Genomic DNA, 25,234 nt, shown 5'->3' on the forward strand with positions numbered 1-25,234 from the left:
GCAGAGAAAAATCAACAAACAATCAAAACTAGAGATCCAATTTGTTACAAGTGCAAGGAATTCACTTGACAATTGCATCCTCGCTAAAATTTGCAAGGAGGGTGAGCAATGCAAGCCGAGCGCAAGTTTCCGCTTATTTTAGTAGTAGAAGATGACGAAGATAATTTAATTTTAATTTCTCATGCTTTAATATTTTTTAAATACACTTTTATAACAGCAAACAATGCACAAACAGCTTTAGAGCTAGCTAAAAACCATCAACTTGATTTAATTATTGTTGATATTGTGTTACGGGATAGAAACGGCTTGGAGTTGGTTCACGACCTTAAACATGGAAAATCAACTAAAAATCTACCAATTATAGCTGTAACTGCCTTAGCGCGCAAAGAAGACCAAAACCTTCTCTTGGCTGCTGGTTGTAACGATTATTTGTGTAAACCTTATTTAATTGATGAATTGAATGAAAAGATTCGTTACAATCTACCTCCACAATTTTTTCATCCTGGAGCGTTAAGAGTTGCGTAATCCAGGTAGTGTTGGTGGAGATTGAGGTTTAAGAGAAATAACATAATTACTTTTAACAATTTCGTGATTATTCCAAGGAGGATGCCAGTAAGTTTCTTGAATGACTGTTTTATGTTCATCTTCAGATGACCATTGAAATCTAACTAAACTGATATTGTTGCGTCCAACGACTTCTGATCCTTCTTGTAACCAAGGATTACGCCATAACCAAAATAATAATGATTTGAAAAGATTCTGCCAAAAACTAGACTTATGATTAGCTAATGATTTGCTAGATCGTTTGAATAATGGTCGGATTGGTTTTCTGTAACACCATTCGAGTTGATATTGCCAATCGGGAGGAGAGCTTGAGCTAGATAGTTGTGGTGGTTTTTGCCCAAAACCCAAGCTTTGCCACCAATGATTTTGGGGTAATTTAAGCAAACGGAGAGATTTTTGCCATCCTAACCAATTTTCAGTTGGTTCTGGGAAAAGATTTTTAATTCTGGTCTGAACGATCCGAGTTGATAATTCTGAGTTTTTAATCGCGCTTGAAGTCAACTGGACTAAGACAGCAGTGCTGGCTGGATCATAAAACCAGTGAGTCAAACGAATCGCGCAACTATAGTGAATATCTCCTGAAAGAATAATTATGCGATCGCGACTTTGGGCTAAAGATAGTAGTAGTTTAGCAAAAGCAGTTTGATGAAAATTCCAAGAATCTCCCACATCATTACTAAATACTCGATTTCGCTTTAATTCCCATCTTTGAACTTGATCAATTAAACCTAAAGTAACTAGATTGGTAGGCAGAACGATCAAAGTAGCTTCAATTTGACCGGTATCCGAACTAGCGAGCGGATTAATTAGTTGCTGCTCAAAAGCAGTATGAGACAATAACATCGGAGGTTGTTTGCCTTGTCTATCTGTTCGGGGATAACCACGCCAGGTACGGGTATCTAAGACAAATACTTCGTGTTTAGAACCTTTGATGCTGTAATGCCAAGTTAAAGCCTCTTTGTCTCGAGCCAAAATCAACACATCTTGGTCTGGTTGCAACTGAGGTAATCCTGTGTGAAGTTCAACCGGTGGTAATCCCAAATAACGAATGATGGCTACTGATGAGATGGAATCAGTTCCAGCAGAAGAACACCATTTCATCGCTGCTTGTAACAGTTTTTCTCCTGACGTTCCTGGTTGAAACTGTTCAGGAGTATTACCCCAAGCTTGAAACAAAGCATAAGCAAGTAAACCGTTTTGAACAACTCTTCTCCCTAAAGGTTTACTTAAGACGCGATCGCACCAAAGTCGATTAAGATACCAATCATCGCTAATATCATGATCATCACAAATTGTATAAGTTGGAATATTAGCTAAAGCTCTTCTGACTTTAGGCAAATCCTCAATAAAACTAGTAAGTGAGAGAAGCTCTTGATCCCAATTTTTAGCTAACTTAGAGTCGGTAAATATTTCTCGACCAGCAGGAAATTGCGATCGCATCAAAACAGGTGACCAAGCTAACAAATAAGCAGTTGCATATTCCCCAAAACTAAACAAATGACTTTTGGCTTTTTCGGGTTGTTTTTGTAGCATTGCCGTGAAACCACCTTCGAGCCGAGCAATTTCACTTCGTTTTCCTGGTGGTAATTCACTTGGTTTGATTACACCTTCAAGCAAAGGAAGATTTTCTTCCCATCCCAACAAGAAATTACTAACTTTTTGAGTCAACCACAAAAAAGGATCGGCAACATCATCCCCATAAATTTGATCGCCAGTCAAAAACAGTTGTTGAGGTCGTTCATCAGCTAAATCAGCAGAAGTTTCAATTAAAACATCTAAACAAGATAGAATATCTCTTCCTCCACCATGAGGTTTGCGACAAGAACCATGAATAACTTTTAGCTGATTTAAATCTGCTGACGGTAAAGAAAAAGTCGGTAACTGATGGTCAAAATAACTGATTTTGGTGTTATCTAAAGCTGTAGCTAAATTGATTTGCCCATCAAAATACAAATCATACGCATAAACTTGTCCAGGTTTGAGGCGATTATTTTGCTTTAGTTTTACTGTTACAACCAGCAAATGCAGATATTGACCAAGCTGAATTGTCTGACCCTCTCCTTCTCCTAGTTCCCGCTCAAGAGATTGTCCTCTACCTGCTGCGGTAGCATAAATTTTTAAAGTTACTTTACTTGCTTGTTTAAGTGCCAGCCAAACTGCAATACCATCTGTTTCTGTTCGGCGTAAAATAGGACCTGCCAAAATCAAAGGCAAGTCGTTGATATTTGTTAAAAAATCGAGAGTTTGTCTCAATTGAAATCGGGGATTGAATAATTTTTAATATATCGAGTTTCAAATTAATCATAGTATTACTTAGGTTGGAAGTAAAAAAAATCCAATTCTGATAAGGATAAATTAATTAACTATTCTCAACACAATTATCATGACTGAAGGTTTTTTACTTAGTCGCGTTTTGCTTCGCTTTGAAGACGAATCTGAAGATTTAATCGGAGATCTATCCGCCGTAGCAATTACCCCAGACGGTAATTTATGGCTTGGTTCTGATGAACTATTAGGAATTGAGCGGGTTTCTCTTGTCGAACCGAATATTTTTGCTCATCACCAACATTTTCCATTGGGTGATTTTGTTGAATTACTCGATCAAGAAAATGAAATTGATATTGAAGGATTTGATTACTCAGATGGTTATCTTTGGCTGACAGGTTCTCATAGTACCAAACGTAAAAAAGCTAAAAAAGATTTGCAAAGACTTACTCAAATAAAAACTGAAGCCAATCGCTATTTACTGGTACGTATTCCTATTGTTAATGGCAAACCAGTTAAATCTTATTCTCCCACTGAAGACCCTAACGAGCAAAAAAGAGCAGCTACTCTAGAAACAAAGGAAGCAAGTAATATTTTAATTGAGGCACTCAAACAAGATGAACATTTGGGTGCAATTGTTACTTCTGCACTTCCTTCTAAAGATAACGGTTTAGATGTTGAAGGATTGGCAGTTCATCAAAATAAAATCTTTTTAGGTTTACGAGGGCCTGTTTTACGAGGTTGGGCAATTATTTTAGAGTTAGAAATAGAAGAAACCGAACCTGGAATTTTGACTCTGAAAAAAATAGAAAAAACAGACCGCCTGTATAAAAAACACTTTGTTAATCTTGATGGTTTAGGCGTAAGAGAGTTGTGTTTGCATGGAGAAGATTTAATTATTTTGGCCGGACCAACTATGGTGTTAGATGGTGCTATGCGTGTTTTTCGTTGGTATAATGCCCTTGATTATTCTGGTGACAGTCTGAGCGAACAAGAATCTGGAAAATTAGAAGTTTTATTCGATTTACCTTTCAAAGTAGGTACAGACCGTGCCGAAGGATTGGCTTTATATGATTGTTTGGGACAAAAAGACTCTTTATTGATTGTTTATGATTCTCCCGATCCCTCTAGGAGACCTCAACCAAGAGAAATTTTTGCGGATGTATTTCAACTGAAATAAAATACAACCGAGTTGCTGATTGGTTAGTTCACAACCAAAAGAATAAAGCATTCTTTATGCATCTATTGTCAATGCCAATCTAGACTAATGAACACAGAACTACCTGATACTGTTCAAAGCTTAGTATTGAAACTTGTGTACGGACGTAACGTGTTACGTCTCTACCAATTTTGACTGCCCAGATGCAGTGAAAAAAGGCATCACCAGAATTTTTTGCTTTACTCCTCACCGATATACCGTTTACTTTAGCGATAACATCAAGTTCTGATGATAACTAAAAATTAAATTTTTCCCCTTCTGCAACTCCCGACCGTTCCCCGTCATTCATAACATTTAGATTTTGAAACGAAACTCATCTAATCAGCTTTGCCCTAATTTAATATTTTGCTATACGATCTGATCTAACCAACACTATTACTATTTAGGAAGAATGCATGAGTGGCAAGTTATTGCCCAAACACAAATTGAAGTTACTTATAGGAAGTTTAGCAATCTTAGCTGTAATCATTCTGCTAGGTTGGTTAACTTTTAGAGATTATTTAATTTATGTTGATGATTGGTTAGCACAATTGGGTTACTGGAGTATTCCAGCTTTTTTAGGAATTTATCTACTTGCTACTTTAGTTGGTTTACCAGCTATTTTTCTTTTTTTAGCAGCAGGAAGTTTATTCGGTTTTAACAAAGGTGTTTTTTTAGTTTCTCTAGCAGATACTTTGAGTGCAAGTGCTTGCTATGGACTAGGTAGAACGATCGCTCGCAAAAGAATTAAACAATGGCTGATTAAACGACCTCAATTTGCTCAACTAGACCACGCTGTAGCACAAAAAGGCTGGAAAATTGTTTTTTTAACTCGTTTATCACCATTTTTGCCTTCTAACATTCTTAATTATGGTTTTAGCCTTACCAGAATCGATTTCTGGCATTATATATTTTTTTCCTGGTTAGGAATGTTGCCTGTGATTGGGTTATATGTCTATCTGGGTTCTGTCGGTACTAATCTCATTAAAGGCGAAGCGAATCGTGGTACGATGGCTCTTTCTGTAGTTGGTATTTTAGCCACGATCGCTGTATTGCTATACACGACTAAGTTAACTAGACAAGTTTTGTCTTCTCAATTTAATTCTTCCAAAAAAAAATAATTTGTTGATGGTTGATAGTTAATTGTTAATGGTTAATTGTTGATTATTCATCCCTCATAATTAGTAATTAGTAATTAGTAATTACTAATTACTAATGGTGTACCTTACCAATATGAGAAACGCTATATTTAATTTTGCCTAATACTTAAAATTTTGATTTCAATTGATATTAATTAAAAAGTTTTAACTAAATTAATCAATAGAAAGCTCTTAATTTGTAATTTTTTGAACTTAAGTTAAAGTACCAAAATCCTGAGAAGAAAGTTAATCTATATGAATCCTTTATAAGAATTCTTGGCTGTGAGTTTTGGTGCTTGGATTGGCTTAATAGTTTTTTTGCTTTCATTATACGTCCTGTGGCAAATTAGACAACTGTTATTGTTATTATTTACTGCGGTTGTAATTGCTAATTCTTTAAACATTCTAGTTAAACTTTTTCAAAAACTAGGCATGAGACGAGGTGTTGCCATTGCTTTGTCCATGTTGCTTTTGCTCACCACTTTGATTGGGTTTTTTTCAGTAGTTTTACCCTCTTTTGCTACTCAATTTCAGCAACTAGCATTACTTGTACCTCAAGGAATCGAAAAATTAAATACTTGGCTAGATTTTTTCTTAAATCGCCTCGATCCAGAACTAATTGACTCTTTACCTGATACCAAAGAATTAACGCGACAATTGCAACCACTGCTCAATCAATTACTAGGTGGAGGCATTAGTGTTTTTTATAGCTCTTTAGGAGCTTTGTTGAGTATGCTGCTGCTACTGGCTTTAACTTTAATGTTACTTGCCGATCCAATTCCCTATCGTCAAGGTTTTATTCGTTTATTTCCTTCTTTTTATCGCCGTAGAGTTGACAAAATTTTAAAACTTTGTGATCAAGCTTTGCAAGGCTGGTTAGTAGGAATTTTATTTAATGTCTGCGTAATCACAACTTTAAGTTTAATTGGATTATTGATTTTAGGTATTCCTCTAGCTTTAGCTCAAGCAATGTTAGCAGGATTTTTAACTTTTATTCCTAATGTTGGCCCAACTTTGAGTGTACTTTTCCCAATGGCGATCGCTTTAATTGAAGCTCCTTGGAAATCTTTGGCGGTTTTAATTCTCTATATTGGAATTCAACAAGTTGAAACCAACCTTCTCACCCCTATCGTAATGGCACAGCAAGTTTCTTTATTACCTGCTGTTACTTTACTAGCTCAAGTATTTTTTGCTACTTTTTTTGGTTTTTTAGGTTTGTTTTTGGCTCTTCCACTAACAGTAGTTGCTCAAGTGTGGATTCAAGAAGTTTTAATTAAAGATGTACTTGATCGCTGGCATAATGATTCAGAAAATAATCCTAATGAACCAGAACCAAGCTAAAATTTAGAGCCTTTGCTTACTTTACAATTACAATAACTAACTTTAAATCTAACTATGCGAACGATCGCAGAAATCAATGACAAGATTCACCAACATACAGTTGTAGCTTGGACGGTAGAAGAACTCAAAACTAAAGTCAACGAAATCGGTGTTAGTAAAGCTTTTCAACAGGTAGATGTGATCTGCACTGGTACGTTTGAGCCGATGGAATCTTCGGGTGCAGTAATTAACTTAGGACATACCGATCCCCCGATTAAAATTCGTCAGTGTTGGCTCGATGGGATACCTGCCTATGCTGGTTTTGGTGCAGTAGATCTTTATTTAGGTGCAACCGCAATGGCTGAGGGCGAAACCAATGTGGAAAAAGGTGGTGGTCATGTCATTGAAGATTTAATCGCAGGAAAATCAGTTCATCTCAAAGCAATTGGACAAAAAACTGACTGTTATCCAAGAGCTTCTTTTGAAAATACCATTACCAAAGATACAATCAATCAATTTTATTTATTTAATCCACGTAATTTATATCAAAATTTTATTGTTGGTGTTAATGGTGGCGATCGCGAATTATTTACTTATCTTGGTTCTTTGCAACCGAGATTAGGTAATGCGGTATATTCTAATCCTGGTGCTATCTCTCCGTTGATGAATGATCCCGACCTGCAACTAATCGGCATTGGTAGTAAAGTTTTGCTAGGCGGTGGAATTGGTTATGTAGCGTGGGAAGGTACTCAACATTTTCCTTTGCAAAAAAGACTTCCTAATCGTACACCGATTGGACCGGCTGCTACTATTTCCTTAATTGGTGATGCTAAACAAATGAATCCTCGTTGGGTTAGAGGCTGTTATTTTCACAATTATGGAGCATCTCTGATGTTAGGAGTAGGTGTTCCTTTACCTGTGTTGCGAGAAGAAGTAATTCGTTTCTGTGCCGTACAAGACAGCGAGATTGTTGCTCCAGTGATCGATTTTTCTATTCCTCGTCGAGTTCGTCCTACTTTCGGCTTAGTTACCTACGAACAACTCAAAAGCGGTCGAATCAAAATTGAAGGTAAATTAGTTAGAGTTGCGCCTTTAGCTAGTATTTATCTTTCTCGACAAATAGCCGAAGAACTCAAAGATCTAATTATGAATGGTCAGTTTACGCTTACTGAGCCTGTTGCCCCTATTCCTCAAGAGCGGTCTTTTGTACCTCAAGACCAAAGAAACTCTCCTTTAACTTTAGAATAAGGGCGATAGAGATTGGTTATTTTGTTGGTTTTTTAGTGGGAGGAGTTAAACGAGAGCTATAGCCACCCGAACTAGAACCCGGATTAGGGTTAGGAGTTGGTCTACCTGCTCGATAGGGTTTTCCAGTAGGTCTTCTGCTTCCGCCTTTTTTAAACCTAGGATTTTTCTGTTGAATTACACCTAAATCCGTTGCTTCTTTGATCACTAAAGCTTGTCCTTCTAAACCAACTTTTAAATCCCAAAAATGACGTAAAGGTCGATTTAGAGTTCCTTGAAGTTTAAGTTTAAAAAATTTAACTTTATCTCCTTCTTTACGAGGAAATTGCTTGATTTTAATCACAATTACTTCTTTTTCCTGAGAGAAAAAGATTACCTCCCCGCGAATTGAAAAATAACCGTCTTCAACCTCATTACTGGCTGGAACAGGCTCATTTGAGTTTTGACTGAGGGTTTCTGGTTCCCAAACACCAACGATTTGCACGTGTAAGCTATCATCTTGTGCTTTAGTGCGAGGATAGACAACCCAAAGATGTTCTTTGGTCAAATCGAGATGTTTTTTGATTAAACTAATAACCCTTCCTAGAAGAACAGCTTCAATTTTTGTTCCTTCGGGTGTAATTAACTCTCCTTGAGTAACTTGCTCTCCCGTGACTTCATATCTAGCTCTAATTAAACCAATAGCTCGATATTGACGAGGATGAGAAGGAGGGGGAATAGGCTGTTTACGTTCTTGCTCAGCCGTAGTAGATTCTGGTTTTTCCGAATCACTTTTGATAATTTTTTTGGGCTGAGTAGACATAGCTGGAGATTTAACAATCTTTTTATTGGGAGAAGAGGATAACTCGGAAGACCGATTTTTAGCCAGATTCATATGTCGTACCTGGAGGCGGAGACTTACAAGGTGTAAAAGAGACAGGATAATCGATCCTGCTGCAAGTTACAATAACTCACAAAATTATAAATAAACTATTAAGCCTTGATTTATTGGAATAAATTGAGGCTCCCATGTTCAGCATAAATGATCTTGGGATTAGCCGAATCATCTAGCAACACAAGTTAAGTTAATTTAGATAGTCGAAGATACTTCGTCCGAGGTTGGTGTACCCCGTCAGCCTATTATAATCAATTCCTTGGTGGAATCATGCAAGCAAAACGCGATCGCTGGGTTTATGTTGTCCTAATTACAATGCTTTTGGCATTAATTGGCTTTTCAGGATTACCTTTAATAAGTAGTATTTGGCAAGAAAATCAGCTAATTAGTCAAACTAGTCCACGAATAACTCAAGACCAACAAATTCAACTAGAAGCAGAAGCTAAAGGCTATCAAAAAGTTCTAGAACGAGAACCTAACAATCAAACTGCTCTTAAAGGTTTATTAAACATTAAAATTCAACAACAAGACCTCCAAGGAGCGATTGTTTTTCTGGAGAAATTAGCTCAACTCAATCCTAAACAACCCGAATATTTCATCTTACTAGCTCAAGCCAAACAACAAACCGAAGACTTTGAAGGAGCAGCAGCAGCTTATAATCAAATTCTGAAACAGGATGTAGCTAATATTCAAGCCTTGAGCGGAATTATTTCTCTTTATCTATTTCAAGATTTACCTCAAAGAGCGATCGCAATTCTTCAAGATACCTTAAAACAGTCACAATCTAGTCAAACAGCTTCAGAAAATACCATTGATATTGCTTCAATCAAATTACTTTTAGGCGAAGTTTATAGTCAAACTGAACACTATAGCGATGCCAATCAAATCTATGAAGAAGTTATTGCTGCTAATCCCCAAGATTTTCGTCCAGTTTTGGCAAAAGCTCTCGTCCTTAGTAAACAAGGTGAAAATTCCCAAGCTAAAACTTGGTTAAAGCAGGCTTTATCTCTTGCACCGGCTCAGTTCAAAGACCAGATTAGTCAATTAATTGATAATTTAGCCATTAATCCTGTAGAACCTTAGCATTTAGCCCAATTTACCGATTTGCTCTAAGTTTTAGTTAGAGCAAAGTAACTCAAGAAACAATGTCCAGAGAGTTCAATAAAGTGATAATCTATAAGATGGCAAATTTTAGACTAAATTAAGATTTCTCCTGCCTTATATATAGCTAACCACCAAATAGACATAGAGCATGGTAGCCACAACAGATAAAACAAACATTGGTAAAATTACTCAAATTATCGGACCTGTAATCGATGCAGTGTTTTCCACCGGCAAAATGCCCCGTATTTATAATGCCTTAAAAGTTGAAGGTAAAAATGCAGCCGGTCAGGATGTAGCTGTTACTTGCGAAGTTCAACAACTTCTAGGCGACAACCAAGTCCGCGCGGTTGCCATGAGCAGTACCGATGGCTTGGTACGAGGTATGGATATTGTTGATACTGGCGCACCAATTAGCGTTCCCGTCGGTAAAGCAACTTTAGGTAGAATTTTTAACGTTTTGGGTGAACCTGTAGATAATAAAGGTCCTGTTAATACTAACGAAACTTCTCCTATCCACCGTCCCGCTCCTAAAATTACTGACTTAGAAACCAAACCCAAAGTATTTGAAACTGGGATTAAGGTTATTGACTTGCTTACTCCTTACCGTCAAGGCGGAAAAATTGGTTTATTTGGTGGTGCTGGAGTAGGCAAAACCGTAATTATGATGGAGTTGATCAACAACATTGCGATTCAACACGGTGGTGTATCCGTGTTTGGCGGTGTGGGCGAACGTACTCGTGAAGGGAATGACCTTTACAATGAAATGATCGAATCTAAGGTAATCAACCCTGATAATCCTGAAGAATCTAAAATCGCTTTAGTATACGGTCAGATGAATGAACCACCAGGCGCAAGAATGCGGGTAGGTTTATCTGCTTTGACTATGGCGGAATATTTCCGCGATGTTAATAAACAAGACGTATTGTTGTTTATTGATAATATTTTCCGTTTCGTTCAAGCTGGTTCGGAAGTATCAGCATTACTCGGTCGGATGCCTTCTGCGGTAGGATATCAGCCTACTCTTGGTACTGATGTAGGTGATTTACAAGAGCGGATTACTTCTACTAAAGAAGGTTCTATTACTTCAATCCAAGCTGTTTACGTTCCTGCGGATGACTTAACCGACCCTGCACCAGCAACTACTTTTGCTCACTTAGATGGAACTACAGTATTATCTCGTGGATTGGCTTCTAAAGGGATTTATCCTGCGGTAGACCCCTTAGATTCTACTAGTACCATGTTACAGCCTGGGATTGTTGGAGAAGAGCATTATAATACCGCTCGGGCAGTTCAATCTACTTTACAGCGTTATAAAGAACTGCAAGATATTATCGCCATTTTAGGTTTAGACGAACTATCTGAAGAAGATCGTGTCATTGTTGACCGCGCTCGTAAAATTGAGCGTTTCTTATCTCAACCTTTCTTTGTGGCGGAAGTATTTACTGGTTCTCCTGGTAAATATGTTTCTTTAGAACAAACTATCAAAGGCTTCCAGATGATTCTCAATGGTGAATTAGATGATTTACCAGAACAAGCTTTCTATCTGGTTGGTGATATCGAAGAAGCCAAGACTAAAGCTGACAAACTCAAAAAAGGCTAGATGACAGTTAACAGTGACCAGTGACCAGTGACCAGTAAGTAAACAGTGATTATTAGCTGATAATGCTGGTAACTGCGTAAACGTAGCACTGCGTAGTCTCTACAGGTAACTGATAACTTTGTAAGGGCGATTAGTTAATCGCCCCTACGAAATAACTGATAATTGATAACTAAAATAAGATGGCATTAACTTTAAAAGTCATTACTCCAGATAAAACTGTTTGGAATGACAAGGTCGAAGAAATAGTTTTACCAAGTACAACTGGACAGTTGGGTATTCTTTCTGGTCATGCTCCCTTATTAAGTGCGCTTGATATTGGTGTGATGAGAATTCGTCCAGGCAAAGAATGGAAAGCGATCGCTTTGATGGGCGGTTTTGCTGAAGTGGAAAATAATGAAGTGAAAGTTTTGGTCAATGGTGCAGAAATGGGCGAAACAATTGACAAGGCAACCGCTAAAGCAGAATTTGACCAAGCTCAAAGTCGTTTTCAAACAGCCGACAAAGGTAGCGATCGCCAACAAAAATTCCAAGCAACCCAAGCCTTAAAACGTGCCAGAGCGCGTTTTCAAGCAGCAGGTGGTGTTGTCTCAATTTAAACAATAAATGAGGGCAGAAGTTCAATAACTCTGCCCTAAATCATTAGTAAAAATTTAAAAATATTAGTTAGTACCACTAAAAACTACGTCAGGGAACTTATCTTGAGCTTGCAACATGGTAGTAGTTTTACCATGTTCTTGCCAAAAATTGATGACCTCTGTAGCTTTGTTGAGGACTTCAATTCTTTCGTTTTCTGCGATCCAATGCTTCGCTTCTAGTTCGTCGTGTAGCTGCTGCCAAGCATCATTCCGTGGCCAAAAGAAATAAGCAGTTAAGGGGCTTGTTCCCTTGCCTACTACTTGATCTACCGCAATAGCTACGTCCTTATCTAACCATAAAACTTTTAAAGTAAATCTTGACTCCAATTAAGCCTCCGACTTCATTCAATTAAATTGTCACAATAAACCTATTGTATTATACCTTATCTGTTACCATGCAAACCGAAAATTTCACCACACTTGTAGTATTTGATATTGACGGAGTAATTAGAGATGTGGGTAATTCTTATCGTAGAGCGATCGCAGATACGGTAGAGCATTTTACCCAGGGTAAATATCGACCAACAATGATTGAGATTGACCAACTCAAAAGTGAAGGAGTGTGGAATAATGATTGGGAAGCATCACGCGAATTAGTTTATCGCTATTATCAATCTCAGGGGCAGCAACGGCAGCAAATAGCTTTGGACTATAATCAGTTGGTTGCTTTTTTTCAGGGCAAATATCGGGGTTTAAACCCTCAACAGTGGGATGGTTATATCACAACCGAACCACTTCTATTATCAATTGAATATCTCCAACAATTAAATGCCGATCAAATCGGCTGGGGGTTTTTTAGTGGAGCGACTAGAGGTTCAGCGGAATACGTCTTGAAAAAACGTCTGGGTTTAACAGAAACTATTTTAGTAGCAATGGAAGATGCACCGAGTAAACCCGATCCTACTGGATTATTTAAAGCGATCGCTCAATTGGAAAATAATAATTCAAGTCTAACTCCCGTTTTATATGTGGGGGATACGGTAGCGGATATGTACACCATCACTGAGGCGCAACAGATTCAACCAGAACGTCTTTGGTTGGGTGTTGGAGTGTTGCCTCCTCATGTACTAGGAACTTCCCAACAAACAGAATATAGCAACAAATTAATTAATGCTGGAGCAACTACAGTCTTAAACAATGTAGAAAAATTGAATGCTAATTTAATTCAACAATTGATTTCAAATATTTAGAGCGAAAATGTTAATTAATTTTTAATCTTCTCCAGCATGGCAATAATTTGCTGATTGGCTTCAGGAAAAGGGTATTGTTTCATTTCGGTTACGCTTACCCAATGAATCTCTTCACATTCAATTGGTTGAGGTTCACCACTAAGATGCTCGCAATCATGCACAAATAAAGTCACATCAAAATTAGGGTAACGATGGGTAATCGTCATCAAGCGATCGCCTACTGCAATTTCTATGCCTAATTCTTCTTTAATTTCCCTTGCAATACATTCTTGAACCGTTTCTGCTGGTTCAACTTTTCCTCCTGGAAATTCCCACAAACCAGCCATGTCACCCTGAGAGCGTCTGCGATCTATTAATATCTTTCCTTGTTGATTACGAATAACTGCCACCCCAATTTTTTTATGAGGTACAGTACAAACTATTTCGGTCATGAATAATAAATGTTTTGATTTGCCTCAAACAAAATTCCTGGATGTCCCAAAAAATTTTTCAGGACGCAGGAAATCTTATTGTTTTAACAATTCAAGATTAAATTAAAAATAAGCAGTTTAATCTAATTGTTTGACAATTTTATAAAAATATTTGTAGAAAACTAGACAATTATTCGTCTTCGTAAAAACTTCCTTCTAATTTTTGAAGCGACTTTTCAAAGGTCATGCGTTGTTCGACATTCCGAAGAAAATACCCACTCATCATCGCAGACGCTAATAACCTACCTAAATCCTCTCTACTAGTACTGATTGACACCTCAAATTGTTCTGAAGGAAGATTGCCTAACAAACCAATAATATTGCGTTCCATAACCTGAAAAACTTCATGAGATTCAGGCTTGGAAAGTTGGGCAATTGTATCTGGACTCAAAGACTGAACATATTGCCAGAGCCGATTACTTTCAGTTTCACTACCGAAGATGTTTTTAGCGCGATTTTCTTGGTTCACCGAATACCTCCTTATCGTGGTTTTGGTGTTATGGGTTGTTACATTGATTCAGCAATCTTCACTATATAATGTAACAATTGTATAACTTAATTATGGTCGGTAGAACCGAACCAAACCGATCTAATTCCCCGACCTATTTATGTTTGAGTTCAACTAGCAAGATATTCGCGAATATTAGTTTTTTGTTTGCGTAATTTGGCAAGAGCTTCTCTTTCAATTTGACGTACTCTTTCACGACTTATATTGAGACAGTCTCCAATTTTAGCTAGAGTAAGAGGCTTGCCGTCGGATAAACCAAATCGAAGCGAAATTACTTCCCGTTGTTGGGGAGTTAAATCAGTCATCAATTTGTCTAAATCTTTGCGAAGAGAAGAGTAGGTAGCATAGTCTTCTGGTGAAGCACCAGTATCTTCTAGCATATCTCCGAGTTCAGTATCATTGTTATCGCCAACGCGAACATCTAAAGAAATTGGTTGACGAGATTTTTCTAAATATTCTCTGACTTGTTTGGGTGTTAGTTCTAATTCTTCTGCTAATTCGGAAATGGTAGCTGTTCTACCTTTCTGTTGTGCTAATTGTCGTTGAGCTTTTTTGATTTTATTGAGTTTTTCAGTAATATGAATGGGTAAGCGGATCGTTCTGCCTTTTTCTGCGATCGCACGAGTTATGGCTTGACGAATCCACCAATAAGCATAAGTAGAGAAACGATAACCTTTGGTAGGGTCAAATTTTTCTACTCCTCTTTGCATACCAATAGTACCTTCTTGAATCAAATCAAGTAAATCAAGATTGCGTTTGAGGTATTTTTTAGCAACAGAAACTACTAAACGGAGATTGGCTTCTACCATTTTGCGTTTGGCTGCTTCTCCTGCTTGAATGATATTGCGTAATTCTTCTACCGTAATTTCCGCAGCATCAGCCCATTGAGATTCAGTTGGTTCTTCTCCTAATTTATCTTGGAGAGATTCTTTGATTTTTTCTACCTTGATTTGCTGTTGTACTCTTTTGGCGTAAAGAATTTCTTCTTCATGAGTCAACAGAGGTACTCTTCCTATCTCTTTGAGATAACTTCTGACAAGATCGTTGGATTTGGTCGCTGATTTCATGGTTTGAGTTGGCTAGGTGATAATTAGGGTTGAAAAAACCACCCTGACGGAAAGATCTGACCGTCAGCTTAACGATGGAGTTATTATTAAAAATGTGTGAACTTATATTAAAAAAACGTTAGCTTATTGGTTAACTTAGGTTGCTTTTTCAGATTTGACGATCCAAAAAGGCGATCATTTTATACTTTTACTGTGGTTAGTTTTAATGATTCAGAAATGCGATCGCTTTGTTTGTCTACGTACGTGATTAGCTTTCTATTACTAGAATACACGATTTTGTTAAATATTGTAACTTTACTTAGAAAAGCAAACTATAATACATTGAAGGTTAAATTTTAGATCTTTCTAATAATTAGCTTAGCGAGAGAAAGGTGCTAAAAGTGCATCTTAGACAACAAAATTCTTCAAAAACGGCAATTTAATCAATATTTAAATTATTGCTTTCTTTGTAATACGCTGCAATACAGCAATCACAATTATGAATTTTGATAGTGTTATTCTTCGGTAAAGTTTATTCAGTAGACAACTTAGGTTTAATAACCGACACTAAATAACGGAAATTAGATTATTAAGTTGCTTATGAGACAAACAGTTTGGATCGCCAGGCATGGCAATCGATTTGATTTTGTTAACCCCCAATGGTTTAATAATGCTATTAGACGTTACGATCCGCCTCTATCTGAAGATGGTTTCATCCAAGCGAGGCAATTAGGCAACCGCCTTCAAGGAGAGCAAATTACTCAGATTTTTTCATCTCCTTTTCTAAGGACTATTCAAACAGCTAATGAAGTTGCAGAAATACTAGATTTACCAATTAAATTAGAAGCTGGATTAAGTGAATGGCATAAACAAGATTGGATGAGTGAATCACCTCAAATTCATCCGAGAGAATATTTAAAGATTCATTATCCTCGTATTGATTGGACTTATCATTCTCAGATTTTTCCTCAATACCCCGAAAGTGAAATAGAAGTAAATACTCGTACTATGGCGATCGCGCAAAAATTGGTCAGTAAATATACTGAAAATATTCTCTTAGTCGGTCATAGTGCATCTGTATTGGGTGCTACCAGAGGATTGGTAGTGGGCGATCCTGTTGTTAAAACTTCTTTGTGTTGTTTAGTTAAAGTAATTCGCCAGCATGATCGATGGCATCTGGAATTAAATGGAGATACTTCTCACTTAAATGTAACAGAACAGAAAGTTAGATTGAATTAATCTTAAAACTATCCAAAAGAGACTTCAAGCTGCATAGCACGTTTTTTGAGCAGTTTCATTGCTCTATGAATAATTTGTCTAACTCGTTCCCGACTGATACCACAACGAGTCCCTATTTCTTCGTAGGTTTTGGGAATACCATCATCAAGACCATAACGCAAAGCAATCACATTTTGTTGTTTAGGAGAAAGAGTTTCGAGTAGACTGGCAATCTGGTTGCTTCTTTCGGTTTCAGTCACAATTTCGGTAGGAGAAGGAGAATCAGTGGCTAAAATTTGAGCAAGCTCGGTTTGGTTCTCATCTATTTTGACATTAAGGCTTTTTAATTTGGTTTTTTGGGCTGCTGCTTTAATGATTCTAAGTTTTTTGAGACTTAATTTCATCTCTCTAGCTATTTCTCGTTCAGTAGGTTGTCTACCTAATTCTTGAGATAATTGACGAGTTATTTTTTTAATCTTATTAAGGTCTTGAATAATATGAATTGGTAAACGAATGGCTCTAGATTGATTTGCGATCGCACGAGTAACAGCTTGACGAATCCACCAATAGGCATAAGTTGAAAATTTATAACCTTTATCAGGATCAAATTTTTCAATCGCTCGAATCAAACCTAAACTTCCTTCTTGAATCAGATCGAGTAAAGACAAACCACGATTCTGATATTTTTTGGCAATGGAGACTACTAACCGCAAATTAGCTTGAGTCATTTGTTGTTTAGCCCATTGTCCTTTTCTGACAATCTCTTGTTCCTCTGGTGTAAGGTGTTTTTTTTCCAACAAAGGTAACATTAATTGTACTTGATTAGCTAAATCAACTTCTTGAGTAGCACTGAGAAGAGGAATTCTGCCAATTTGTTTGAGATAAATTTCGATGTTATTTGACATAATTAAACCACATTTGTAAGATTGTTTTCTTTAACAATTAGTTCAGAGCAAGGAATCATGTCTTTAAAAATATTAGTTGAGTAGGCTTGAACTACTTCAAGTTCACTAACAATAGGTGCTTCAAATAAAAAACGCTCTTGAGGAAAAATTACCCTTTCGCAATCTCTTTTAGGAATACCATGAAGACGAACAATTACAATTTTATTGGTGCGATTAATATAACAACAGAGATGCTTATTTTTTAGTTCTAAATCTTGAGGAAAAAAAATTTGAGTCATGGGATTAGCGAGCCTAGTTGGGTAAATTAAATAATCAATTTATTAAACATTTTTGATATAAATAAAATTGTCTCAAAATTATTAATTACTTAAATCGACCTCAAGATATAATCTACAACTCAATTGAGTGATCCCGAAGACAGCAGAAACCTAAAAATTTAAGTTTTGTATGTAATCTAATAATGAAGGCTAGAGAGCCAAGTATTTTAAAATAAAAAAATCAAGCAAAAGCTTAACTCCCACTATTAAATTAAAATAAAGAGTTATTGATCGCTGGCGCAATAAATAATGAATGATTAGCAGTTTTAGGTAGACTAGGTGCTATAATTATTTGTACGATTTTTAATTTATGCTCGAAAATAAATTCACTATAATCAGCTAAGTCGTCTAATCCAATCAGATTTAAAAAAATTTCGGCTGTTAACCAAATAAATATTTTAAATACCCCGTTTTTAGTTAATATATTCGCCATAATAGTAGCGAGCTATTTTTCACCTCCTTTAGGGTAATTTCAGAAGATAATTACCTATAAATAAAAGGTTACTATTTTAGATTAGCTCTATAAAATAGGTAATAAATATAATTATTTGCTCGCATTAAAATGATAGATATTCTATTGCGAAGAACAATCGTTCATCAGATATATAATTTATTAGTACATAGTCTTATCCCTATTCTCCTGCTGACCAAGGTTGCAAAAAATCAGCATAAAGAGTTAAACCACCATCAATAAATAAAGTCTGACCTGTAATATAAGCTGCATCATCAGAAGCCAAAAAAGCGGTAATAGCGGCCATTTCTTCAGAAGTACCAACTCTACCCATCGGAATATGTCTTTCTACTTCTTTTTGTTGTTCGGGGTTATTTTGCCAGTCATTGATTGGTGTAGCTGTAGCACCAGGAGCGATCGCGTTTACTCTAATTCCTTGTGGAGCATACTCTAGTGCTAAAGTTTTAGTCATATTTTCCATTCCGCCTTTACTAATCGAATAGCTGAGATATTGCGGACGAGGAATAATTTCGTGAACAGAAGAAACATTAATAATAATACCGGCTCGTTTGGTGTCTAAAAAATGCTTAATCGCTTCTGTTGCACACAGATAAGCACCTCGTAGATTAACAGCAATTACTTTGTCAAAATCAGCTATATCAATTTGATGAGAAGGACTAGCTTTTTGAAACCCAGCATTATTAATTAAAATATCCAAACTGCCTAGTTTTTTAATGACTTCTTGACACATTCTAACGACATCTTCTGGTTCAGAAACATCTCCTTCTACTGGGATTGCTTGTCCACCACAACTTTTAACTTGAGAACAATTCTGTTCTATTAACTCTTTAGTTTGATCAAGTTTGTCAGGATCATTGCGATAGTTGAGGGCAACATTAGCACCTTCTGAAGCAAAACGGACTGCGATCGCTTGTCCAATCCCAGAAGTTGCACCAGTGATCAAAACATTTTTTCCTGTTAATCCTTTCATCTGAAATTTAATTAATTAGAAGCTGCTTGCTTTTAAATATTTAGCAAAAAAAACTTCTCAATAAATCCTTCTTTAGTAATAATTAATTAAATAGATAGTGGTAAACAAACAGTAAAAGTAGTTCCTTTGTCTAGTTCAGATTGAACAAAAATTTTACCTTGATGAGTAGAAACAATTTGGCGACAAAGATAAAGTCCTAATCCTTTACCAGAACGTCGATGATTACCTTGGTGATATCTTTCAAAAATATTTGGTAGATTTTCAGGAGCAATACCAATACCTGTATCTTCGATCTCAATAATAATCTGTTGGTCTTTTTGGTACAGATTTATTTTTATATAACCAGAATCAGTATATTTAATAGCATTACCTACTAAATTAGCTATTACTCTTCTCAATTCAATGCGATCGCCATAAATTTTGTCTAGTTCTGGGGCTAAATATTGTTTAATTTCCAAGTTTTTTTCTGCTGCTAAAGGTTGAAGTTCAGCTACTACTTCTTTAATTAATAATTGAATTTCACAGGGAATAAAACTGAGAATTTTGCCACCAACTTCATAGTGATGAGCTTCTAGTAAAGTATTCAACATCTGAAGGAGATTTTGATTACTACTAATAATATGAGTAATTGCTTCCTTCATTTCCTCGGTAATGTTGCCAAAAGCTTCTTGTTGCATTAAAGCTAACATTCGATTAGCTGCCACCAGAGGGGTACGTAAGTCATGAGTTAAACACGAGACAAAATTTTCTCTTTGATCGATGGTTTGTTTGAGGCGCAACATCGAACGAACCCTAGCTTGTAGTTCATCAATTTGAACTGGTTTGCGAATAAACTCATCTGCCCCTGCATCCAAACCTTCTACCAGACTAGATTCTTCTCGTGCGGTAATGAGAATAATGGGAATATAAGATAGATTAAGCTCTTGACGAACTCGACGAGTTACTTCATAACCATCCATTTCTGGCATCATGACATCGAGCAAAATCAGAGCAGGTGGATATTTTTGAATTTGTTTTAAAGCTGTAGCACCATCGTTAACTAGAACAACTTGATGTCCTTCTTGTTCCAAAGCTAATTGAATCAAAAAAAGATTATCAGGAATATCATCTACAGCTAAGATATAGCTACCTTTGACACTCTGCTGATCGTACATTATTTACAAAAATTAATTATGAGTTTTTTAAAATACTATTCATTTTATTCAATAAGATATATTTAAACATTAGCCTTACGAGGGATTTCAACTTTAAAGATTGAACCTTTGCCCAATTGACTTTTAACCGAAATTGTTCCTCGGATCATTTTGACTAAAGAGTCAGTAATTGCCAAGCCTAAACCTGTTCCTGAATATTTACGAGTAAAAGTTTGATCGATTTGTCGAAAAGCTTGAAAAATAGCTTTAAGGTTTTCTGGTGCAATTCCAATACCTGTATCTTCAACGGCAATCACTAATTTATCGGAGTCGATCTCTATAATGGTGACTTGTACTTCTCCGTGTTCGGTAAACTTAATTGCATTAGAAATTAAATTAATTAAAATTCGCTTGATACTGTTTTTATCTTGGTAGACTATCTGATTACTTAAATCAATGTGTGTTTTTAAGTCAATTTTTTGCTGAATCGCTAAAGAACGTAATTCTTCTACCGTGAGTGTAACTAGCTGAACCAGATCAAATTCCTGAAAAGAAAGTTCTAATTTACCTGCTTCAATTTTAGAAAAATCGAGCATTTCATTGATCATATTAAGCAGATTTTGACTATTGTTAAAAATACGTTCTACTATATCTTGTTGCGTTTTCGTTAAAGGATCGGGATATTGACGTAATAATAATTGAGAAAAACCCATGATTGCATTCATTGGAGTTCGCAATTCATGAGACATGGTTGCTAAAAACTGAGATTTAAGATTATAAGCTTCTTGTAATTCGAGGTTTTTTAACTGAATTTGTTGTTGTTGTTGTTCTAATTCTTTATTTTTTTGTAATAATAATTCGTTAGTTAAGCGTAGTTGACGATTCGCGACCGCAACTGCTTTTTCTGCTTGATAAAGACGAATAGCATTTTTAATAGATTTAGCCAGATTTGTCGGTTCAATTTTGCTTTTGGCAAGATAATCCGACGCTCCCGCTTTCATTATTTCTACAGCAATTTCTTCATCTCCTTGTCCTGTTAACACAATGAAAGGAGTATCTATTTTTAGTTGTTTAATTTGACTAATTAATTCTAAACCATTACAGTCGGGCAACCGATAATCAAGTAAAATAACTGCAAAAGATTGCTCAACCAAATTAGCTATTGCCGACTTACTAGCATCAGCTTCAGTAAGATCAACTTTTAAAGGAGTTTTATTAAGAGCGCGTTTAACTGCAATACGATCTACTTCATCATCATCTACTAATAAAATTTTCAAATGATCATAAGTCATTGGTTATGATTGATTGTTCTGGCTGGTTACAAATCCAATTAAGGCATTTCACACAAAGTCCAGTACTTGTTTAAAGTACTCATTACTTCGGCGAAATTGGCAAATGTAACGGGTTTAACTATATAACCTGCTACATTCAAGTTGTAGGCTTCAATTCTGTCTTTGTCTTCGTCCGATGTAGTCATGACAATGACTGGGGTTGGTTTTAATTGAGGATCTTCTCTAAGTTTATGAAGAAACTCTAACCCATTCATTTTGGGCATATTCAGATCCAGTAAAATCAACCGTCGTGTTTTAGGGACTACAGGGGGTTGGTTGTCATGAGAACGCAGCATTTCTAAGGCTTCTAAGCCATTTTCTGCTACGTAAAGAGGGTTGGCAATATGGTTTTTCTTAAACGCTCTTTTGACATTCATGACATCAACTTGGTCGTCTTCAATGAGCAAAATATTAATAATTTTATCCTCCATTCTTCTCCTAAAATGAATATCTTGAATATATTGTTGATTTTATTGGGATAATAGTGAGATTTTAAACTTAATTTCTTAGATTAACTTTTTTTTTCTCTTTTGTCTAAGAAAGCCAAAGTTAAAAAGTTATTAAGCAAGTTGCTTTAATTAAAGATTACCCAACACTGGTCAACAAAATTAACAAGACTACTATTATGTTAAATAGTTTAAAAAAACTTTGCCTCAGCTAAAAGATAGAGAGTTAAATCAAGCTTTAATTAAGTTAATTTGCTAAGAAATTTACTATTTATAACCCTGATGATCAATTATCATTTCTTAATTTTTAATAAAGTTTTAATCTAAGATTCATAACTTTGAATATTATTAATCACTTTAGGTCTAAATTAATTTTTTTTCCAAGTAAACCGAAAGCTTGTTCCTTCTCCTACTTGGGATTCTACAGTAATCGCCCCTCCTTGATTTTCTACAGCTTTTTTAACAATCGATAGTCCAATACCTGTGCTTTCTTTGTTGTCTCTTGCCTCCAAGGTTTGAAAAATAGTAAAGATTCTATCATGATATTTAGGATCAATACCTTTTCCATCGTCACTGACAGTAAATTCATAAAAGTTTTCTTGTTCAACCACAGAAATCGAAACTTTACCATCTTGACGGGGATGGTGTTTAATAGCGTTGTCAATCAAATTGCTAAAAGTCTGCTGCAAAGGTAATAATTGGGTTCGGAAAGTAGGCATTTTTCCAATAATTTCAATCTTAAATTCGGGAGGTACTACCAAAGAATCAATTATTTCATTTAAGAGTCGCTCAACTGATACTAATTGAAATTCTGAGCTAACCCGACCCACGCGAGAATATGCTAATAAACCATTAATCAGATTTTCGAGTCGGTGGACTCTACCGCGCAACAAGTTTAAATTGTGTCTGGTATCGTCATCTAGTTTGTCTTCTAAGTCTTCTTCCAACCATTCTGATAAATTTGCAATCGCTCTCAACGGCGCTTTAAGATCGTGGGAAGCAACATAGGCAAACTGGTCTAATTCTTGATTGCGTTTTTCGAGTTGACCAGTAGTGGCTAGTAAAATCTTATTAACTTGTTCTAATTGTGAGGTGCGTTGTTTAACTCGTGCTTCTAATTCTTCGTTTAGTTGAGCAAGAGCAACTTGAGCTTGTTTACGTTCGGTAATATCGGTTTCTGCACCAACCATGCGTAAGATTTGACCGATTTCGTCGCAAACTGCTTGTCCTTGGACAAGAATCCAACGATAAGAACTATCCCGATGTAAAGTTCGATATTCGAGTCGAAAAGGAATTTGTTTAGTAAAGTGTTGTTCTAATGCTGACATAACTTTTTCATAGTCATCAGAATGAATCAGTTCGGCCCATTGCTCAAAATTACCTCTGATTTCATCGTTCTGATAACCACGCATTTCTTTCCAGCGAGGCGAGTAATAAACTTCGTTAGTTTGGACGTTCCAATCCCAGATTCCATCTCCTGTACTTTGGATAGCTAGTTGCCAACGTTGTTCATTTCTTTGCAACTTTTCTTGAATTTTTTTACTCTCTGTAATATTTCTGCCTTCTGGAATTAACAAACTAATTTGGCCATTCTCATCGAGAACTGGTTTGAGAGAAAAATCAATGGTGGCAATTTGATTGTTTGCCCCAAGAATATCTACTTCATAACGAACAAACTCTCCTGATGCAGCTTGCATTATTGCTTGTTGAAGTTGCTGCTGAGTTTGAGCATTGATCTGCCACCAAGAAATTTCCCAAAAAGGACGATTAACTATTTCTTCTAATCTAAATCCACCAAAATCAAGAGCCGTTTGATTGGCTTCTAATAAAGTTCCATCTGGTTTGAGTAAACCAATAAACTGAAACATGGAATTAAAAATAGCTCGAAAGCGTCGTTCACTTTCTTGCAAATCTTGTTCAATTTGCTTACGATTAGTAATATTTTCAATTAAAGCAACAAAATATAAAGGTTGATTTTGCTCATTTTTAACTACTGAGACGCTGAGACTAACCCAAACAATTTCACCTTGTTTATTAAGGTATCTTTTTTCTAACTGACCAGATTCTATTTCGCCTGAAATTAATTGTTTGACACATAATAAATCTTGAGCCAAATCTTCGGGATAGGTAATTGATTGGAAATTAGTTGCCAATAAGTCTGCTTCTGAATAACCCAACATCTGACATAAGGCAGTATTAATTTCTAACCATTGCCCTTCTAACGAAACAATCGCCATGCCAATCGCAGCGTTACCAAAAGCTTCTGTAAAACGGGCTTTACTTTCCTGTAAAGCTTGCTCGATTTGTTTGCGCTCAGTAATATCTCGCATTGCTACTACTGCCCCTAACTTTTCTCCATCAGGGGCAATAATTGGATCTCCATTAGCTAGTAACAGACGAGGTTTACCTTGTTTGGGAATAATCATCATTTCTACATTCCTGACAGGTTCTCCTTGTAAGGCACGAAATAAAGGAATTTCTGCTGAAGACATCATTGTCTTACCATCAGGTAAATAGAGATCGTAATATTGCGCCCAATCTTGACTAGGAAGAGACTGTTTAGGTAAACCGTGAAATGTTTGAGTTGCTTGATTAAATAAGGTTAGTAAGCCATTTTGATCGCAGGCAACAATCCCATCAGAAAGGTTATTTAACAATGCTTGAAGAAATTGTCTTTCTTTGATTAATTCTGTTTCTGCTTGCTCGCGTTCTCTAATTTGCTGTTGCATTTGTTGAGGAGAAGGTAAAGCAATAATTTGTGGGATTGTTTGAATTAAAGCGATCGCGGTTAATAAGGAAACCGAGGCAGTCATTGCTTTGATGTTTCCTGCTAACCAATAATTAGGATGCCATAATGTCCAAATATCAAAGGCGTGACCAATTCCACAAGAAACAATAAAAGCAGCAAATAATAAAAAAATACCGTTAAACGGAATATCAGGTCGTTTACGCAGGATATAAACTAACGTAAAAGGAATTGAAAAATAAGATAAGGCAATTACTGCGTTACTGAGTAAATGTAGCCCTACTAGCCCCGGCTTCCACAAATAACACATCCCGTGGGGCATAAAAGAAGAATTAACCAAGAAAAGCTCAGTTAAATTTAGCAGCATTAGTTTAGTTAGAGAAACAGTCGATCTTCGGCAATAAGTCGGGTAAGTTTTAATTTAAACTACTTAAAAAATAATATTTAAGCATAAACACGCTAGTATATAAAAAAATAAGACTTTTTTCATCTATCTTGAGATAGATTTTTAATAGACTGAGAATGAGTCATGATTAAA

24 protein-coding genes are annotated in these 25,234 nt (G+C 36.1%); 10 read left to right on the forward strand and 14 right to left on the reverse strand.

All coding sequences use genetic code 11. The annotated features are described in order from the left end of the window. The first annotated feature begins 108 nt into the window (after positions 1-108). Positions 109-525: a response regulator gene (locus STA7437_RS14340; RefSeq protein WP_015194111.1), complete on the forward strand. Its 417-nt coding sequence runs from the start codon at positions 109-111 to the stop codon at positions 523-525. Here STA7437_RS14340 and STA7437_RS14345 read toward each other — a convergent pair. Continuing rightward, positions 511-2,817 (reverse strand): alkaline phosphatase D family protein, encoded by a 2,307-nt coding sequence (locus tag STA7437_RS14345; protein ID WP_015194112.1) that lies wholly within the window; start codon positions 2,815-2,817, stop codon positions 511-513. The genes STA7437_RS14340 and STA7437_RS14345 overlap by 15 nt on opposite strands. A gap of 130 nt (positions 2,818-2,947) precedes the next feature. Between STA7437_RS14345 and STA7437_RS14350 the strand changes: the two genes are divergently transcribed. From STA7437_RS14350 to STA7437_RS14365, 4 genes are all read left to right on the forward strand, one after another. Continuing rightward, the gene (locus STA7437_RS14350; protein ID WP_015194113.1) at positions 2,948-4,009 is read left to right on the forward strand and encodes a DUF3616 domain-containing protein; all 1,062 of its coding nucleotides are present in this window, start codon (positions 2,948-2,950) and stop codon (positions 4,007-4,009) included. A gap of 434 nt (positions 4,010-4,443) precedes the next feature. Further along, the gene (locus tag STA7437_RS14355; RefSeq protein WP_015194114.1) at positions 4,444-5,148 is read left to right on the forward strand and encodes a TVP38/TMEM64 family protein; all 705 of its coding nucleotides are present in this window, start codon (positions 4,444-4,446) and stop codon (positions 5,146-5,148) included. 300 nt (positions 5,149-5,448) lie between these two features. Continuing rightward, a complete protein-coding gene (locus STA7437_RS14360; protein ID WP_015194115.1) occupies positions 5,449-6,507 on the forward strand; it encodes an AI-2E family transporter in 1,059 nt (352 codons plus the stop codon). 54 nt (positions 6,508-6,561) lie between these two features. Then, positions 6,562-7,734: a homocysteine biosynthesis protein gene (locus tag STA7437_RS14365; RefSeq protein WP_015194116.1), complete on the forward strand. Its 1,173-nt coding sequence runs from the start codon at positions 6,562-6,564 to the stop codon at positions 7,732-7,734. Positions 7,735-7,750: 16 nt separating this feature from the next. Here STA7437_RS14365 and STA7437_RS14370 read toward each other — a convergent pair whose 3' ends face one another. Continuing rightward, complete coding sequence (locus STA7437_RS14370) at positions 7,751-8,605, reverse strand: hypothetical protein (protein ID WP_015194117.1); 855 nt, start codon at positions 8,603-8,605, stop codon at positions 7,751-7,753. A gap of 270 nt (positions 8,606-8,875) precedes the next feature. On the opposite strand from STA7437_RS14370, the gene STA7437_RS14375 reads away from it, so the two are divergent. The 3 genes from STA7437_RS14375 to atpC all read left to right on the forward strand — a co-directional run bounded on the left by STA7437_RS14375 (position 8,876) and on the right by atpC (position 11,905). After that, positions 8,876-9,688 (forward strand): tetratricopeptide repeat protein, encoded by an 813-nt coding sequence (locus tag STA7437_RS14375; protein ID WP_015194118.1) that lies wholly within the window; start codon positions 8,876-8,878, stop codon positions 9,686-9,688. Positions 9,689-9,857: 169 nt separating this feature from the next. Further along, complete coding sequence (gene atpD, locus STA7437_RS14380; RefSeq protein WP_015194119.1) at positions 9,858-11,309, forward strand: F0F1 ATP synthase subunit beta; 1,452 nt, start codon at positions 9,858-9,860, stop codon at positions 11,307-11,309. 179 nt (positions 11,310-11,488) lie between these two features. After that, the gene (gene atpC / locus STA7437_RS14385) at positions 11,489-11,905 is read left to right on the forward strand and encodes an ATP synthase F1 subunit epsilon (protein WP_015194120.1); all 417 of its coding nucleotides are present in this window, start codon (positions 11,489-11,491) and stop codon (positions 11,903-11,905) included. 63 nt (positions 11,906-11,968) lie between these two features. Here atpC and STA7437_RS14390 read toward each other — a convergent pair whose 3' ends face one another. Further along, positions 11,969-12,271: a 30S ribosomal protein PSRP-3 gene (locus tag STA7437_RS14390; protein ID WP_015194121.1), complete on the reverse strand. Its 303-nt coding sequence runs from the start codon at positions 12,269-12,271 to the stop codon at positions 11,969-11,971. Positions 12,272-12,339: 68 nt separating this feature from the next. Between STA7437_RS14390 and STA7437_RS14395 the strand changes: the two genes are divergently transcribed. Then, positions 12,340-13,134: a TIGR01548 family HAD-type hydrolase gene (locus STA7437_RS14395; RefSeq protein WP_015194122.1), complete on the forward strand. Its 795-nt coding sequence runs from the start codon at positions 12,340-12,342 to the stop codon at positions 13,132-13,134. A 14-nt stretch (positions 13,135-13,148) separates the two neighbouring features. On the opposite strand, the gene mutT is transcribed toward STA7437_RS14395, so the two are convergent. The 3 genes from mutT to STA7437_RS14410 all read right to left on the reverse strand — a co-directional run bounded on the left by mutT (position 13,149) and on the right by STA7437_RS14410 (position 15,179). Then, on the reverse strand, positions 13,149-13,565 hold the full coding sequence (gene mutT, locus STA7437_RS14400) for an 8-oxo-dGTP diphosphatase MutT (RefSeq protein ID WP_015194123.1): 417 nt from the start codon (positions 13,563-13,565) through the stop codon (positions 13,149-13,151). 169 nt (positions 13,566-13,734) lie between these two features. Next, complete coding sequence (locus tag STA7437_RS14405) at positions 13,735-14,073, reverse strand: DUF760 domain-containing protein (protein WP_015194124.1); 339 nt, start codon at positions 14,071-14,073, stop codon at positions 13,735-13,737. Between the two features lie 149 nt (positions 14,074-14,222). Beyond that, positions 14,223-15,179 (reverse strand): RNA polymerase sigma factor, RpoD/SigA family, encoded by a 957-nt coding sequence (locus tag STA7437_RS14410; protein WP_015194125.1) that lies wholly within the window; start codon positions 15,177-15,179, stop codon positions 14,223-14,225. A 579-nt stretch (positions 15,180-15,758) separates the two neighbouring features. Between STA7437_RS14410 and STA7437_RS14415 the strand changes: the two genes are divergently transcribed. After that, complete coding sequence (locus STA7437_RS14415; RefSeq protein WP_015194126.1) at positions 15,759-16,397, forward strand: histidine phosphatase family protein; 639 nt, start codon at positions 15,759-15,761, stop codon at positions 16,395-16,397. A gap of 8 nt (positions 16,398-16,405) precedes the next feature. Here the strand turns inward: STA7437_RS14415 and STA7437_RS14420 are convergent, their stop codons facing one another. The 8 genes from STA7437_RS14420 to STA7437_RS27130 form a co-directional block, all read right to left on the reverse strand. Next, the gene (locus tag STA7437_RS14420; protein ID WP_015194127.1) at positions 16,406-17,281 is read right to left on the reverse strand and encodes a sigma-70 family RNA polymerase sigma factor; all 876 of its coding nucleotides are present in this window, start codon (positions 17,279-17,281) and stop codon (positions 16,406-16,408) included. 2 nt (positions 17,282-17,283) lie between these two features. After that, entirely contained in the window at positions 17,284-17,559 is a 276-nt protein-coding gene (locus STA7437_RS14425) for a DUF1830 domain-containing protein (protein ID WP_015194128.1), read from the reverse strand. A 250-nt stretch (positions 17,560-17,809) separates the two neighbouring features. Further along, positions 17,810-18,031 carry a hypothetical protein gene (locus STA7437_RS14430; protein WP_015194129.1) on the reverse strand — a complete coding sequence of 74 codons (222 nt, stop codon included), beginning with the start codon at positions 18,029-18,031 and terminating at the stop codon, positions 17,810-17,812. A 199-nt stretch (positions 18,032-18,230) separates the two neighbouring features. Beyond that, positions 18,231-19,040, reverse strand: coding sequence for a glucose 1-dehydrogenase (locus STA7437_RS14435; protein WP_015194130.1), 810 nt, complete (start codon positions 19,038-19,040; stop codon positions 18,231-18,233). Positions 19,041-19,126: 86 nt separating this feature from the next. Then, positions 19,127-20,194, reverse strand: coding sequence for a hybrid sensor histidine kinase/response regulator (locus tag STA7437_RS14440; protein WP_015194131.1), 1,068 nt, complete (start codon positions 20,192-20,194; stop codon positions 19,127-19,129). Between the two features lie 62 nt (positions 20,195-20,256). Further along, positions 20,257-21,465, reverse strand: a complete 1,209-nt coding sequence (locus STA7437_RS14445) for an ATP-binding response regulator (RefSeq protein WP_015194132.1) — start codon at positions 21,463-21,465, stop codon at positions 20,257-20,259. 38 nt (positions 21,466-21,503) lie between these two features. Then, entirely contained in the window at positions 21,504-21,935 is a 432-nt protein-coding gene (locus STA7437_RS14450) for a response regulator (RefSeq protein ID WP_015194133.1), read from the reverse strand. A gap of 383 nt (positions 21,936-22,318) precedes the next feature. Further along, positions 22,319-25,063 (reverse strand): PAS domain-containing sensor histidine kinase, encoded by a 2,745-nt coding sequence (locus STA7437_RS27130; protein WP_083856862.1) that lies wholly within the window; start codon positions 25,061-25,063, stop codon positions 22,319-22,321. Between the last annotated feature and the right edge of the window lie 171 nt (positions 25,064-25,234).

The organism is Stanieria cyanosphaera PCC 7437, from assembly GCF_000317575.1.
In the GTDB taxonomy this organism is placed as follows: domain Bacteria; phylum Cyanobacteriota; class Cyanobacteriia; order Cyanobacteriales; family Xenococcaceae; genus Stanieria; species Stanieria cyanosphaera.

What these genes read in the sequence shown, in the direction of transcription:
- STA7437_RS14435 (WP_015194130.1), bottom strand. Translation starts at nt 19,040, where the DNA reads ATGAAAGGATTAACAGGAAAAAATGTTTTGATCACTGGTGCAACTTCT.
- STA7437_RS14350 (WP_015194113.1), top strand. Translation starts at nt 2,948, where the DNA reads ATGACTGAAGGTTTTTTACTTAGTCGCGTTTTGCTTCGCTTTGAAGAC.
- STA7437_RS14410 (WP_015194125.1), bottom strand. Translation starts at nt 15,179, where the DNA reads ATGAAATCAGCGACCAAATCCAACGATCTTGTCAGAAGTTATCTCAAA.
- STA7437_RS14450 (WP_015194133.1), bottom strand. Translation starts at nt 21,935, where the DNA reads ATGGAGGATAAAATTATTAATATTTTGCTCATTGAAGACGACCAAGTT.
- STA7437_RS14420 (WP_015194127.1), bottom strand. Translation starts at nt 17,281, where the DNA reads ATGTCAAATAACATCGAAATTTATCTCAAACAAATTGGCAGAATTCCT.
- STA7437_RS14395 (WP_015194122.1), top strand. Translation starts at nt 12,340, where the DNA reads ATGCAAACCGAAAATTTCACCACACTTGTAGTATTTGATATTGACGGA.
- STA7437_RS14440 (WP_015194131.1), bottom strand. Translation starts at nt 20,194, where the DNA reads ATGTACGATCAGCAGAGTGTCAAAGGTAGCTATATCTTAGCTGTAGAT.
- STA7437_RS14340 (WP_015194111.1), top strand. Translation starts at nt 109, where the DNA reads ATGCAAGCCGAGCGCAAGTTTCCGCTTATTTTAGTAGTAGAAGATGAC.
- STA7437_RS14430 (WP_015194129.1), bottom strand. Translation starts at nt 18,031, where the DNA reads ATGGCGAATATATTAACTAAAAACGGGGTATTTAAAATATTTATTTGG.
- STA7437_RS14425 (WP_015194128.1), bottom strand. Translation starts at nt 17,559, where the DNA reads ATGACTCAAATTTTTTTTCCTCAAGATTTAGAACTAAAAAATAAGCAT.
- mutT (WP_015194123.1), bottom strand. Translation starts at nt 13,565, where the DNA reads ATGACCGAAATAGTTTGTACTGTACCTCATAAAAAAATTGGGGTGGCA.
- STA7437_RS14375 (WP_015194118.1), top strand. Translation starts at nt 8,876, where the DNA reads ATGCAAGCAAAACGCGATCGCTGGGTTTATGTTGTCCTAATTACAATG.
- STA7437_RS14415 (WP_015194126.1), top strand. Translation starts at nt 15,759, where the DNA reads ATGAGACAAACAGTTTGGATCGCCAGGCATGGCAATCGATTTGATTTT.
- STA7437_RS14365 (WP_015194116.1), top strand. Translation starts at nt 6,562, where the DNA reads ATGCGAACGATCGCAGAAATCAATGACAAGATTCACCAACATACAGTT.
- STA7437_RS27130 (WP_083856862.1), bottom strand. Translation starts at nt 25,063, where the DNA reads ATGCTGCTAAATTTAACTGAGCTTTTCTTGGTTAATTCTTCTTTTATG.
- atpD (WP_015194119.1), top strand. Translation starts at nt 9,858, where the DNA reads ATGGTAGCCACAACAGATAAAACAAACATTGGTAAAATTACTCAAATT.
- atpC (WP_015194120.1), top strand. Translation starts at nt 11,489, where the DNA reads ATGGCATTAACTTTAAAAGTCATTACTCCAGATAAAACTGTTTGGAAT.
- STA7437_RS14370 (WP_015194117.1), bottom strand. Translation starts at nt 8,605, where the DNA reads ATGAATCTGGCTAAAAATCGGTCTTCCGAGTTATCCTCTTCTCCCAAT.
- STA7437_RS14445 (WP_015194132.1), bottom strand. Translation starts at nt 21,465, where the DNA reads ATGACTTATGATCATTTGAAAATTTTATTAGTAGATGATGATGAAGTA.
- STA7437_RS14355 (WP_015194114.1), top strand. Translation starts at nt 4,444, where the DNA reads ATGAGTGGCAAGTTATTGCCCAAACACAAATTGAAGTTACTTATAGGA.